We start from the raw sequence: 13227 nt of genomic DNA, 5'->3' as shown, positions 1-13227 counted from the left end.
CTTGGGATCCACACGCCGAGCCTAACGAATGACGGGCGGCTCCCCGTCACCCGGTCGGCCGGTCAGCGGCCAGGAACGCACCGGCTCGTAGCGGGGCTGCTCACCGGGAACCCCGGCGCCGGGCAGCCGGCTGCGCACCGGACGCAGCTCACGCACCTGCCAGGGCCTCCCCGAACTCCGCCGGCCCGCTCACCCGGGCCCGCAGGTCGACGTCCCCGTGACGGCGACGGGCCGGTGTGAGGTGCGGCACGTAGCCGCCGGCCGGGGTCATGCGACCTTGACCAGTTCGCGGTCGGCGGGCCGTCCGGCGGGGACGAAGGAGACCCCGTGCCGGTCCACCCTCAGCCGGAGGTTGCCCACCCGGGAGAGCACCAGGCCCACCGCGACCGCGGCGGCCAGCGAGACCAGGCCGCCGGCGGCCATCCCGGTCCGCGCGCCGAACTGGTCGGTGATCCAGCCGACCAGCGGGGCGCCCAGCGGGGTGCCGCCGAAGAAGACCATCATGAAGAGGGCCATCACCCGGCCCCGCATCTCGGGGTCGGTGGCCATCTGGACGCTGGAGTTCGCCACCACGTTCACGGTGAGGCCGAACATGCCGACCGGCACCAGCAGGGCCGCGAACAGCCAGAACGAGGGCGCGAAGGCGGTCACCGAGACCAGCGCGCCGAACAGGGCGGCGGCCGTGACCAGCAGCCGGAGCCGGGCCCGGCCGCGGCGGGCGGCCAGCAGGGCGCCGGCCAGCGAGCCGGCCGCGATCAGGGTGTTGAGCAGGCCGTAGGTGCCGGCGTCGGCGTGGAAGACGTCCTCGGTGAAGGCGGTCAGCCAGATCGGGAAGTTGAACCCGAAGGTGCCGATGAAGCCGACCAGGACGATCGGCCAGACCAGCTCGGGGCGGCCCGCGACATAGCGCAGGCCCTCGCGGAGCTGCCCCTTGGCGCGCGGCCGGGGGGTGCTCGGGTGGAGTTCGCCGGTCCGCATCAGCAGCAGCCCGATGATCGGGGCCGCGAAGGACAGTCCGTTCAGCAGGAAGGCCCAGCCGGAGCCGACGGCCGTGATCAGCACGCCCGCGACGGCGGGACCGACGAGCCGGGCGGACTGGAAGTTCGCCGAGTTCAGGCTGACGGCGTTGGCCAGCTGGTCGGGTCCGACCATCTCGGAGACGAAGGACTGCCGGGCCGGGTTGTCGACCACGGTGATCATGCCGACCAGGAAGGCGGTCAGGTAGACGTGCCAGACCTGGACGTGTCCGGTGATGGTGAGGACACCGAGCGCGGCGCCGGTGAGGCCCATCGCGCCCTGGGTGGCCAGCAGCAGCGGCCGCTTGGGCAGCCGGTCGGCGAGTACGCCTCCGTAGAGCCCGAACAGCAGCATCGGCAGGAACTGCAGGGCGATGGTGATGCCGACCGCGGAGGCGGAGCCGGTCAGTGAGAGGACCAGCCAGTCCTGGGCGATGCGCTGCATCCAGGTGCCGGTGTTCGAGACGACCTGGCCGGTCGCGAAGAGCCGGTAGTTGCGGATGCGCAGCGAGCCGAACATCGAGTTCTCGCTGCGCCGGCCCGTCCGGGGGCCGGCGTCGGGGGTGGATATCGGTCCGGGGGCGGAGTCTGCTCCGGTTCCCGTACTCAAGGGCTTTCGCCTCCTCTGGTGCTCCTACAGGTGGGCGAGCTTTTCGAGGACGGGCGCCGCTTCCCTCAGCTTGGCCCATTCGTCCTCGGACAGCTCGGCCGCGAGCCCGGCCAGGAAGGCGTTCCGCTTGCGACGGCTCTCTTCGAGCATCGCCTCGGCCTCCTCCGTCTGGCTGACCACCTTCTGGCGGCGGTCGTCCGGGTGCGGCTCCAGCCTGACCAGCCCCTTGGCTTCCAGCAGCGCGATGATGCGGGTCATCGACGGGGGCTGGACGTGCTCGCGGCGGGCCAGCTCACCGGGGGTGGCGTGGCCGCAGCGGGCGAGGGTGCCGAGCACCGACATCTCGGTCGGGCTCAGCGATTCGTCGACGCGCTGGTGCTTCAGGCGCCGGCCCAGCCGCATGACGGCGGAGCGGAGGTCGTTCACGGCGGCAGCGTCGTCGCCATGGGTCAGGTCTGGCATGTATTTAGAGTAACTCATTACTCTCTCTAAAGAACATCCGACCCATACATCACTCGTAAGGGTGAGTCGGTTCCGGAAAGTGACACGCGTCGGCGGCCGGTGGCCCGACTCTTTCGCCATGGGGACACATGTGCTGAGCATGCGCATAGACGGGGAGCTCCTCGACCGGCTGAGGACTCACGCGGCCAAACGCGGAATGAGCGTCCAGGACTATGTGGTCCGGACGCTCATTCGCGACGACTTCGACGAGCGCTTCAAGGCGGCCGTCGACGAGACGGAGAAGTTCTACGGCCTCACGTGAGGCCCAGGGCCGGCATGGCGTAGTAGAAGACGAACACCGCCGCCACCACGTACATGGCCACCGGGACCCCGCGGCCCCGGCCGGTCGCCAGGCGCAGCACGCAGAAGCTGATGAAGCCGATGCCGATGCCGTTGGTGATCGAGTAGGTGAAGGGCATCATCAGCATCGCCAGGAAGGCCGGCACCGCGATGGTGAAGTCGCTCCAGTCGATGTCCTTCACCGATCCGGCCAGGATCAGGAAGCCCACCGCCACCAGCGCGGGGGTCGCCGCCTGCGAGGGCACCATGGTGGCCAGCGGCGTCAGGAACAGCGCGACCGCGAACAGACCGCCGGTCACCAGGTTCGCCAGACCGGTACGGGCGCCCTCGCCGACCCCGGCCGTGGACTCCACGAAGCAGGTGGTCGCCGAGGAGGAGGTGGCGCCGCCCGAGGCCACCGCCAGTCCGTCCACCAGCAGCACCCGGTTGATGCCCGGGAAGTTGCCGTCCTCGTCGATCAGCTTGGCCTCGTCGCCGACGCCCAGGATGGTGCCCATGGCGTCGAAGAAGCAGGACAGCAGCACGGTGAACACGAACAGCAGGCCGGTCAGGAACCCGACCTTGCCGAACCCGCCGAACAGGCTGACCTGCCCGACCAGCCCGAAGTCGGGAGCCGCCACCGGGTTGCCCGGCCACTCGGGGACGGTCAGCCCCCAGGCCTGACCCGGCAGGTCCGCCAGCAGCTGCACCGCCACCGCGACCACGGTCATGGCCACGATGGAGATCAGGATCGCGCCGGGGGTCTTGCGGATCAGCAGGGCCAGGGTGAGCAGCACACCCACCACGAAGATCAGCACCGGCCAGCCGTGCAGGTGCCCGTCCGAGCCGAGCTGGAGCGGGACCGTGGTGTGCGCGGCGTCCGGGATGCGCGAGACGAACCCGGAGTCCACCAGGCCGATCAGCATGATGAACAGGCCGATGCCGATGGCGATGCCCTTGCGCAGGCCGAGCGGCACCGCGTGCATCACCCGCTCGCGCAGACCGGTGGCCACCAGCAGCATCACCACGAAGCCGGCCAGTACCACCATGCCCATGGCGTCCGGCCAGCTCATCCGGGGGGCCAGTTGGAGGGCCACCACGGTGTTCACGCCGAGCCCGGCGGCCAGGGCGATCGGGACGTTGCCGATCACGCCCATCAGCAGGGTGGAGAAGGCCGCCGTCAGGACGGTCGCGGTGACCAGCTGGCCGCCGTCGAGCTGGTGCCCGTACATGTCCTTGGCGCTGCCGAGGATGATCGGGTTCAGCACGATGATGTAGGCCATCGCGAAGAAGGTGGCGAGTCCGCCCCGGATCTCGCGGGCGAAGGTGGAACCGCGCTCGGAGACTTTGAAGTAGCGGTCCAGGCCGTTCTTCGGGGGCGTGGGCGGCTGGGAGGTCGGGGCCGCGGCGGGTGCCGAGGTGCTCATGCGGTCCTCATGGGTTCAAGGGGGTTCGTTCTGGTGGATTCATACGAATAAATCCGGTCGCACGCAAACCGTTTCAGTATGAACACATGAACGACAGAGCGTCCATCTCCGCGCGTAGACCCCGGAAGCGGCCGCCTAGACTGGCGATATGGCGAAGTGGACACCCCAGCACGAGGCACCGGCTCCCCTGGAGGGCCCGGTGGTCGCCACCGTCACCGGCGGCACCATCCTCTGGTTCGGCCTCTTCCTGGTGCAGCTCCCGTTCTACGGCTGGTTCGCCGACCGCGACCTCCTCTGGTGGGTGTGGACCTGCGCGGCCGGCGGCGCGCTCGGACTGATCGGCGTCTGGTACGTCCGGGCCCGCGAGGCCGCCCTCAAGCGCCATGCGGCTGCCGCCGCTGCGACCGGGGCCGAGGCCGCCACGGGGCCGGGTGCAGCCCCGGACGGCGGCGCGGCCCCGGCCGCCGAGCGGCCCGCCGAATAGCCCCGGTCGGCCCGGTCGGCCTGGGCATCGCCGGTCGGCCCGTGGCCCCCGGCCGCCGTGGCCGGATATCGCCCTCGGCGCCAGACCACGGAAGGATTCGGCTCATCCTGAAGTCGGATCTTCGGCCTTCTCGGCGGGTGCGCCACGGTTCGTCCCCTTACCGTCGGAAGCATGACGCAGCGGGCGAAGATCGACCATGACGGGCCGGAACCGGCCGGCCAGGCCATCGACGCGGGCGCGGAGCTCGATCCGGTCCATCCGGTCAAGCTGCCCGCACCCGCGTTCAAGGCCGGCGGCCTGACCACCGCGGAGGTCGCCGAGCGCGTGTCCCGCGGCGAGGTCAACGACGTCCCGGTCCGGTCCTCCCGCTCCACCGCCGACATCGTCCGCGCGAACGTCTTCACCCGCTTCAACGCCATCATCGGCGTGCTCTGGGCGATCATGCTGGTGGTCGCCCCCATCCAGGACAGCCTCTTCGGCTTCGTGATCATCGCGAACACCGGCATCGGCATCATCCAGGAACTCCGGGCCAAGAAGACCCTGGACGGCCTCGCCGTCATCGGCGAGGCCAAACCCTCGGTCCGCCGCGACGGCCGCACCGTGGAGATCTCCACCTCCGAGATCGTCCTCGCCGACGTCATCGAACTCGGCCCCGGCGACAAGGTGGTCGTCGACGGGATCGTCGGCGAGGCCGACGGTCTGGAGATCGACGAGTCCCTCCTCACCGGCGAGGCCGACCCGGTCCTGAAGAAGCCCGGCGACCAGGTCATGTCCGGATCCTTCGTGGTGGCCGGCGGCGGCGCCTTCACCGCCACCAAGGTCGGCCGCGAGGCCTACGCCGCCCAGCTGGCCGAGGAGGCCTCCCGGTTCACCCTGGTCCACTCCGAGCTGCGCTCCGGAATCTCCACCATCCTCAAGTACGTCACCTGGATGATGGTCCCGACCTCCATCGGCCTGATCATCAGCCAGCTGGTCGTCAAGCAGAACAACCTCAAGGACTCCATCGCCCGGACCGTCGGCGGCATCGTCCCGATGATCCCCGAGGGCCTGGTCCTCCTCACCTCGGTGGCCTTCGCCATCGGCGTGATCCGGCTGGGCCGCAAGCAGTGCCTGGTCCAGGAACTCCCCGCCATCGAAGGCCTCGCCCGGGTCGACGTGGTCTGCCTCGACAAGACCGGCACCCTCACCGAGGGCGGCATGGACGTCACCGAGCTCCGCCCGCTCGGCGGCGCCGACCCCGAGTACGTCCGCAAGGTCCTCGGCGCCCTCGGCGAGTCCGACCCCCGCCCCAATGCCAGCCTCCAGGCCATCATCGACGCCTACCCGGACAGCGAGGAGTGGCGCTGCACCGAATCGCTGCCCTTCTCCTCGGCCCGCAAGTACAGCGGCGCCAGCTTCAGCGAGGGCGACGGCGAGAACTCCACCTGGCTGCTCGGCGCCCCCGACGTCCTGCTGCCCTCCGGCGACCCCGCCCTGGAGGAGATCGACCAGCTCAACGAGCAGGGCCTGCGGGTGCTGCTGCTCGCCCGCTCCACCCGGGAACTCGACGAGGAGGACGTCTCCGCCGGCGCCCGCCCCACCGCCCTGGTCGTCCTGGAACAGCGGCTGCGGCCCGACGCCGCCGACACCCTGCGCTACTTCGACGAGCAGGACGTCCACGCCAAGGTCATCTCCGGCGACAACGCCGTCTCCGTCTCCGCCGTCGCCGGCAAGCTCGGACTGCCCGGCGCGGAGAACACCGTCGACGCCCGGCAACTGCCCACCGAACAGGGCGCCATGGCCGACGCCCTCGACAAGAACTCCGTCTTCGGCCGGGTCACCCCGCAGCAGAAGCGGGACATGGTCGGCGCCCTCCAGTCCCGCGGCCACACCGTCGCCATGACCGGCGACGGGGTCAACGACGTCCTCGCCCTCAAGGACGCCGACATCGGCGTCTCCATGGGCTCCGGATCCGAGGCCACCCGGGCCGTCGCCCAGATCGTGCTCCTCGACAACTCCTTCGCGACCCTGCCCTCCGTGGTCGCCGAGGGCCGCCGGGTCATCGGCAACATCACCCGGGTCGCCACCCTGTTCCTCACCAAGACGGTCTACTCCGTCCTGCTGGCCGTGCTGGTGGTCTGCAGCCAGGTCGAATACCCCTTCCTGCCGCGCCACCTCACCCTGCTGTCCACCCTCACCATCGGCATCCCGGCCTTCTTCCTGGCCCTGGCGCCGAACAAGGAGCGGGCCCGCCCGCACTTCGTCAAACGCGTGATGCGGTACGCCATCCCCGGCGGGATCGTCGCCGCCGTCGCCACCTTCGTCACCTACCTGGTGGCCCGCGCCCACTACTCCGGCCAGGGCGCCCTGGAGGCCGAGACCAGCGCCGCCACCCTCACCCTGTTCCTGACCTCCATGTGGGTGCTGGCGATCATCGCCCGCCCCTACACCTGGTGGCGGGTGGGCCTGGTCGGCGCGATGGGCCTCGCCTTCCTGATCGTCCTGGTGGTGCCCTGGCTCCAGGAGTTCTTCGAACTCAAGCTGATCGGCGCCACCATGCCCTGGACCGCCGTCGGCATCGCCGCGGCCGCCGCCGCCCTCATCGAGATCACCTTCCGCTGGGTCGACCGCAAATTCCCGGCCTGACCCCGGCCCGACACCAGCCCTGACCCCCCGGCCCGCCCCGAGGAGCGGCCGGGGGCGGGGGCCGGGCGGGGTCAGTCGAACCAGCGGTCGCGGGCCAGTTCCGGGGTGCGGGACGGGTCCTCCAGGAGGGCCGCCACCTCGAACCGGCGCGGCCACTGGCCCGCCGACCAGGCCAGACCCGCGGCCACCCCCTCCAGGGTGGCCGCGTGCAGCACCCCGTCCGGGGTCCGCCGCCAGTCCAGCTCGGTGCCGCCCGCGATCAGCTCCTCGTGCTCCAGATACGTCCCCGGGGTCGCCGGACCCAGCAGCACCCGCACCGGCTCCGGCACCTCCCGGACCTCGCCCGGGGTGCTCACCTCCGCCGGCACCGTCTCCGACAGCCGCCGCACCTGGAGCAGCTCCGCCAGCTCCGCCGCCCGGGCCGGAGCCACCGGCAGCAGCGGCAGTCCCGCCGTCAGCGGCAGCAGGTCCGGAGCGTCCGCGACCAGCGCCCCGGCCGCGTCCGTGACCACCACCTCGCCGTCCACCACCGCCCGCAGCTCGTCCGGCAGGGTCACCTGCTCCGGGTCCAGCTCGGCCAGCGCCCCGTACAGGGCGTGCAGCTGCCGGCCGGTGACCTCCCGGTCCGGGTCCGCGAGCCGGCCCAGCAGCTCGGCCGCGCCGCCCGGCTCGTCCAGCAGCGCCCCGACCGAGGTCCGCACGCCCAGCGCCCGCAGCACCTGCTCGTCCTCGAAACCGGTGGCGTCCGCCGAGGTGTAGAGCCCGTCCAGCAGCGGATCGCCGCCGGCCGCCCGCAGTCCGGCCGGCCGCCGCCCGTCGAGTACCGGGTGGTCGCGCAGCCACCACGCCGTGTACGAGCGGACGTTGCGGGTGGTGCCGTCCGGCAGCAGCACCCGCACCGGCTGGGTCAGCGCGTCCCGCAGCGGCGGCTGCGCCAGCATCGCCAGCGCCTGCGGCCAGCGGTCGTCGTCCACCAGGTCCAGGTCCCGTACGGCCACCAGCTCGGTGGCCACCGGCGGCACCGGGGTCTCCGGCAGCTGGTCGAGCAGGTCCTCGCACCACACGTCCACCGCGTCCAGCAGCCCCGCGTCATCGGGCTCGGCGAAGTCCCCCTCGCGCGGCTCCAGTTCGTCCGGGTCGAGGACCACATCGGTGGCCCGGACCAGCTGGAAGCCGGCCAGCACCCCGACCGCCGTCAGCGGCTGCTCGCCCCACCGGTCGGCCAGGTCCTGGTCCACGTACGGCAGTTCGCCCTCCCGGACCACCGAGGCGAAGGCGGATCCCGGCAGCAGCAGTTCACCGGCCGGGACGAGCTCCCCGTCCTCGTCGGGCAGCGCCAGCGCACCCAGCCACGGCTCGTCCCCGGGCAGCAGCTCCGCGTCCCGGACCAGCCGCAGGACCAGCTCGGCGAGCTCGTCGGGATCCAGGGCGTCCTCGTCCCACACCTCGCCCGCGTCCAGGGACCCCGCGACGGCCGCCCGCACCTGCGGGGTGGTCAGCACCGCCCGCGGACTCGCCGGAACCGCACCCAGCTTCTCCAGCAGCGGATGCGCGGCGTCCGGATGGGCCACCTTCAGCCCGAGCCGGGTCAGCCCGGCCGGAGTGTCGGGGCCGGGCAGCAGGATGTGCCGGGGGCCCACGGCCGTACGGACCCGCCCGCCCGGTCCGCCGGGACCGCCCTGTCCGGGCGCGCCGGCCGGGTCGATCGGATCGATCGGGTCGATCGGACCGGGGCCCAGGTCCTGCCATTCGGGGCCGCCGGCGGGCGCCGGCCCGGGGGCCGCCGGCAGGTCGGCGAAGCCGTCGCCCGGGCCGGCCGTCCCGCCGTCCTCCGGCGCCAACGGGACCGGAAGACCGGTCAGATGGTCCGGGTCGACCCCGGCCAGGGTGTCGTAGAGGCGGTACCACCAGTGCGGGGACCGCTCCACCCCGGAGATCCGCTCGATCGCCTCGCCCAGCGACAGCCGGCCGACACCCAGGGCGCGCAGCTCCGACCGGCGCTCCAGACCGGCCGGCAGCAGGGTGGGCAGCACCTCGGCGAGCACCCGCACGGTGTCCGCACCCGCGCCCTCCACCACCTCGGCCTCGAACGGCCGCAGTGCCGTCAGCTCCTCGGAGGGGGCGGCGGGCGCCAGGAACGCGGTACGCGGCAGCAGCCGCAGGATCTCGGCCCGCAGGGCCCCGTCGAGCTCGCCCTTGCCGAGCGGCCCCGGCACCAGACCGACCAGCGCGGTGCTCACCGGCGCCCAGGCGCCCAGCAGTTCGGCGTACGCCTCGGCGGCGCGCGCCACCAGGAAGTCGGTCAGCGGCCCGGGGGCCGGGTGCCGGCGGGAGGTGTCCAGCGGCAGCGAGGCGATCAGCAGGGCGGGGATGCCGAGGGGCTCGTCGGTGGGGGTCGGGGCGTGCACCACGGCCGCGGTGTCCGGCCGTACGGGGGAGCCCTCGGCGTCCACCGGGACCGCCCAGGACACCGTCCAGGACGGCCGGAGCCGCTCCTCCACCGGCCGGTCGGCGAGCAGCTCCCGGTCCAGGGCGCCACCGTGCCGGACCGTGCGCCAGCGGCGCACGGAGGTGCCACCGCCTTCGGTGCCCTCGGTGATCTCGACCAGTGAACCTGTACCTGTACCTGTCCCTGCACCTGCCGCGGTCACCGAGTCGGTGGCGGCGGGCGAGTCCGCGGCCGGAGTGGGGTCGGTGTGGTCCGTGCGGTCGGTGCGGCGCAGGGTGCGCAGCCCGGCCGGGGTGTCCACGCACACCTCGCGCAGCCCCGGCAGGGTCAGCAGCAGCGCGTCGTCGATCGCGGCGAGCAGCCGCTCCGTCAGATCGGCCGCGGCCGCGTCCCGCAGCGGCAGGATGACCACGGTGTCGTAGCCGTCGGGTGCGGTGCCCTCGGCGGGCAACGGCAGGCGCAGCAACGGCACATGGCCGTCCCGGCGGCGCAGCTCGTCACCGAGTCCGGGGCTGCCCTGGGAGGCGCCGACGGCCAGTTCGCGGGCCTCGGCCAGGGACCAGCGGACCCCGCCGTGCCGGCCGACCACGGCCGGTTCGTCGGTGACGGCCAGGACGGCGGCGAAGCCGACGCCGAACCGGCCGACGGTCCCGGCCGCCGACTCCCGCTTCGCGGAGGCCCGCAGGGTGCTCAGCGACTCCACCCCGGCCGCGTCCAGCGGGGCACCGGTGTTGGCGACCGCCAGCACCCCGTACCCGCCGGCCGCGCCGGTTCCGTCCGGCTCGCCGGACCCGCCCGGGCCGCCCGGGCGCAGGGTGATCCGCAGCCGTCCCGGGACCCCGGCCCGGGCGGCGGCGTCCGCCGCGTTCTGGGCGAGTTCCACGAACAGCCGGTCCCGGTAGCCGCCGAGCGCCAGATCCTCCTCGGCGTTCGCGTCCTCCCGGAACCGGGCCGGGCCCGCGCCCCAGGAATCGAGCACCCCGCGCCGCAGCCGGGCCGTGCCGAAGGGGTCCGCGCCACCCTGGTCAGCCGTCACTCGCACGCTCACGCCCGCCGCCTCCTCAGTACTGGAACCACCGAAGGTATCGTGCGCGGCCGCCCCGGCGACGCGCGGGCGCCGGGGCCGGACGCGCCCTACGCCTTGCCGGTCAGGTGGGCGAACACCACCACGTTGGAGTCCCAGTGGCGGTCCGGGGTGAGGTTTCCGCCGCAGGTGATGAGGCGGAGTTCGGCCTTGCCGCGGGTGTCCCCGTAGACCTTGGAGGTGGGGAACGCGTCCTTCTTGAAGGTGTCCACGGTGTCCACCGCGAACACGGCGGTGCTGCCGTCGGTGCGGTGCACCTCGATCCGCTGGCCCTTCTTCAGCTGCTTCAGGTTGTAGAAGACCGCCTTGGGGGCGTCGGGGGTGTCCATGTGGCCGACGACGGCGGCCGCCCCGGGTTCGCCGGGGGTCGGGCCCTGCCGGTACCAGGCGGCGTCGTCCGGTTTGGCGAAGTCCGGTTCCTGCATGACGCCGTGGGCGTCCAGGCCGACCGCGTCCAGCGGGGCGTCCACCTTGATGTCGGGTATCTCGATGCGGTCCGGGACGGAGGCCGGCAGGGCCGAGGCCGGGGTGGCGTGCGCGGCCGGGTTCACCGGGGCGTCCAGGCCGGCCGCCGGTCCGGCGGAGCAGCCGGTGGCCAGTACGGCGGCCAGGGCGGCCGCCCCGGCCAGCCCGGCCGCACCGCGCGCGCGGCCGGTCCGGGGCAGGAGGGAGTGCTCAGCCATGGAAGTGGACGTCCTCGGTGGTGTGGCGGGCGGTGTCCCCGGCAGGCGACGCCTGGCCGGTGTTGACGGACCCCTTCGGGGTCCTGTGCTGGCCCGGCTGCAACGGAACGGCCGGCGTGCCGCGACCCCGGTCCTGGTGGCGGCTCTTCCTGGCCTCGGTGGAGAACTTGACGGTGTCGAACTTCCGGCCCCCGGCGTAGGCGTCCACGCCGTAGTAGCCGGAGGTGACGTCCTTGGCGACGACGGCGGTGCCGGTCCAGGTGGCGTTCCCGGTCTTCTTCAGGAGGACCTTGCCGCCGAAGGCGCGTGAGGAGACGTACGCGTCCTTCTCGCCGGTCCGGACGGTGACCGTGACCTTGTCGCCCGGCCGGCCGAAGTCGGTGGACAGCTTGACGGTCGGGGAGACGGCGGCCGAGGCGGCGGGGGACGGGGAGTGGGAGGCCGGATGGCCGGGGCCGTCGGCGGCGAACGCCATCGCGGGGGCGCCGAGGGCGATCGACGCGGCGAGCGCGACGGCCGGAACGGTGAGTGCCATACGCATGGGAGAACCTCCTGAACGGGCCGGGTGCGTTCCCGGCACACCAGACATGAGGGACATCCCGCCCCGCCGGTTGCACCCCACCGGTCCCCCGCCGCCACCCCCCGCCGAAGGTCCCACCCGAGAACCCGCAGGCCACACCCCCGCCCAAACGCCCCCTTTGTGACCTCTTTACCCGGATTTTCGGGACCAAGGTCCTGTCGCCGGCCCCTGCGAGGCGTGGGTCGACCCGTACGAGAAGACGAAACACCAGCGGCGGAAGCTGAGTTAGCCGGTTCCGGACACGACTGAGCCCCGACGACGGACGAACCGTCGTCGGGGCTCAAGCGATCAAGCGCTCACGCGCTCAGCGGCTCGCGCCGCCACGCGCTCAGAGCTTGTCGATCACGTAGTCGATGGACGCGGTCAGGGCCTGCACGTCCGCCGGGTCGATCGCCGGGAACATGGCGATGCGCAGCTGGTTGCGGCCCAGCTTGCGGTAGGGCTCGGTGTCCACGATGCCGTTGGCGCGCAGTACCTTGGCTACCGCTGCGGCGTCCACGTCGTCCGAGAAGTCGATGGTGCCGATGACCGAGGACCGCTTGGCCGGGTCGGTGACGAACGGCTCCGCGTACTTCGAGGCCTCGGCCCAGCCGTACAGGTTGGCCGCCGAGGCCGCCGTACGGGAGGTCGCCCAGTCCAGGCCGCCCTGGCCGTTGATCCACTTCAGCTGCTGGTCGAGGAGGAAGAGGGTCGACAGCGCCGGGGTGTTGTACGTCTGGTTCTTCAGCGAGTTGTCGATCGCCGTCGGCAGCGAGAAGAACTCCGGGATGTGCCGGCCGGAGGCGTGGACGCGCGCGGCGCGCTCCAGGGCGGCCGGGGAGAACGCGGCCAGCCAGAGGCCGCCGTCCGAGGCGAAGGACTTCTGCGGGGCGAAGTAGTAGACGTCGGTCTCGGTGATGTCCACCGGCAGGCCGCCGGCGCCCGAGGTGGCGTCCACCAGGACGAGGGAACCCTCGTCGGCGCCCGCGACCCGCTTCAGCGGGGCCGCGACACCGGTGGAGGTCTCGTTGTGGGTGTACGCGTAGACGTCGACCCCGGCCTCGGCGACCGGCTCCGGGTGGGTGCCCGGGTCGGCGGAGATCACCGAGGGGTCGCCCAGCCACGGCGCCAGCTTGGCGGCCTTGGCGAACTTGGAGGAGAACTCGCCGAAGGTGAGGTGCTGCGACTTCTGCTCGATGAGCCCGTGCGTCGCGACGTCCCAGAAGGCGGTGGAGCCGCCGTTGCCCAGGATCACCTCATAGCCCTCGGGGAGGGAGAACAGGTCCCGGATGCCCTGCCGCACCGAGCCGACCAGGTTCTTGACCGGGGCTTGGCGGTGGGAGGTTCCGAGCAACGAGGTACCGGTGGCGGCCAGCGCGTCCAGCGCTTCCGTCCGCACCTTGGAGGGGCCCGCGCCGAAGCGTCCGTCGGCGGGCTTGATGTCAGCGGGAATCTGGATCTCGGCCACGAGCGGAGCGTATCGGGTCACCGCCGCGCCCGAGCCCCCGCG

10 protein-coding genes are annotated in these 13227 nt (G+C 72.6%); 3 read left to right on the top strand and 7 right to left on the bottom strand.

Features of this window, described 5'->3' with window-relative positions; genetic code table 11:
* Positions 1–267: 267 nt before the first annotated feature.
* Positions 268–1626, bottom strand: coding sequence for an MFS transporter (locus tag ACZ50K_RS14055; RefSeq protein WP_468902022.1), 1359 nt, complete (start codon positions 1624–1626; stop codon positions 268–270).
* A 24-nt stretch (positions 1627–1650) separates the two neighbouring features.
* The gene (locus tag ACZ50K_RS14050; RefSeq protein ID WP_468902019.1) at positions 1651–2088 is read right to left on the bottom strand and encodes a MarR family winged helix-turn-helix transcriptional regulator; all 438 of its coding nucleotides are present in this window, start codon (positions 2086–2088) and stop codon (positions 1651–1653) included.
* 118 nt (positions 2089–2206) lie between these two features.
* Between ACZ50K_RS14050 and ACZ50K_RS14045 the strand changes: the two genes are divergently transcribed.
* Positions 2207–2389 carry a hypothetical protein gene (locus tag ACZ50K_RS14045; protein ID WP_030156886.1) on the top strand — a complete coding sequence of 61 codons (183 nt, stop codon included), beginning with the start codon at positions 2207–2209 and terminating at the stop codon, positions 2387–2389.
* Here the strand turns inward: ACZ50K_RS14045 and ACZ50K_RS14040 are convergent.
* Positions 2382–3833, bottom strand: coding sequence for an NCS2 family permease (locus tag ACZ50K_RS14040; protein WP_468902016.1), 1452 nt, complete (start codon positions 3831–3833; stop codon positions 2382–2384). The genes ACZ50K_RS14045 and ACZ50K_RS14040 overlap by 8 nt on opposite strands.
* Positions 3834–3981: 148 nt before the next feature.
* Here ACZ50K_RS14040 and ACZ50K_RS14035 point away from each other — a divergent pair, with 148 nt between their 5' ends.
* Together ACZ50K_RS14035 and ACZ50K_RS14030 are read left to right on the top strand one after the other, a co-directional pair.
* Positions 3982–4317, top strand: coding sequence for a DUF2530 domain-containing protein (locus tag ACZ50K_RS14035; protein WP_468902013.1), 336 nt, complete (start codon positions 3982–3984; stop codon positions 4315–4317).
* A gap of 171 nt (positions 4318–4488) precedes the next feature.
* Complete coding sequence (locus tag ACZ50K_RS14030; protein WP_468902011.1) at positions 4489–6942, top strand: cation-translocating P-type ATPase; 2454 nt, start codon at positions 4489–4491, stop codon at positions 6940–6942.
* Between the two features lie 71 nt (positions 6943–7013).
* Here the strand turns inward: ACZ50K_RS14030 and ACZ50K_RS14025 are convergent, their stop codons facing one another.
* From ACZ50K_RS14025 to serC, 4 genes are all read right to left on the bottom strand, one after another.
* Complete coding sequence (locus ACZ50K_RS14025; RefSeq protein WP_468902008.1) at positions 7014–10439, bottom strand: sacsin N-terminal ATP-binding-like domain-containing protein; 3426 nt, start codon at positions 10437–10439, stop codon at positions 7014–7016.
* Between the two features lie 86 nt (positions 10440–10525).
* On the bottom strand, positions 10526–11158 hold the full coding sequence (locus ACZ50K_RS14020; RefSeq protein ID WP_468902006.1) for a class F sortase: 633 nt from the start codon (positions 11156–11158) through the stop codon (positions 10526–10528).
* Positions 11151–11699, bottom strand: coding sequence for a hypothetical protein (locus ACZ50K_RS14015; RefSeq protein WP_468902004.1), 549 nt, complete (start codon positions 11697–11699; stop codon positions 11151–11153). The genes ACZ50K_RS14020 and ACZ50K_RS14015 overlap by 8 nt, the downstream gene beginning before the upstream one ends.
* Before the next feature lie 367 nt (positions 11700–12066).
* Positions 12067–13185, bottom strand: a complete 1119-nt coding sequence (gene serC / locus ACZ50K_RS14010) for a phosphoserine transaminase (RefSeq protein WP_468902002.1) — start codon at positions 13183–13185, stop codon at positions 12067–12069.
* Positions 13186–13227 lie beyond the last annotated feature (42 nt).

The organism is Streptomyces sp. NPDC033845 (genome assembly GCF_055576225.1).
This window is presented reverse-complemented; position numbering and strand designations above follow the sequence as displayed.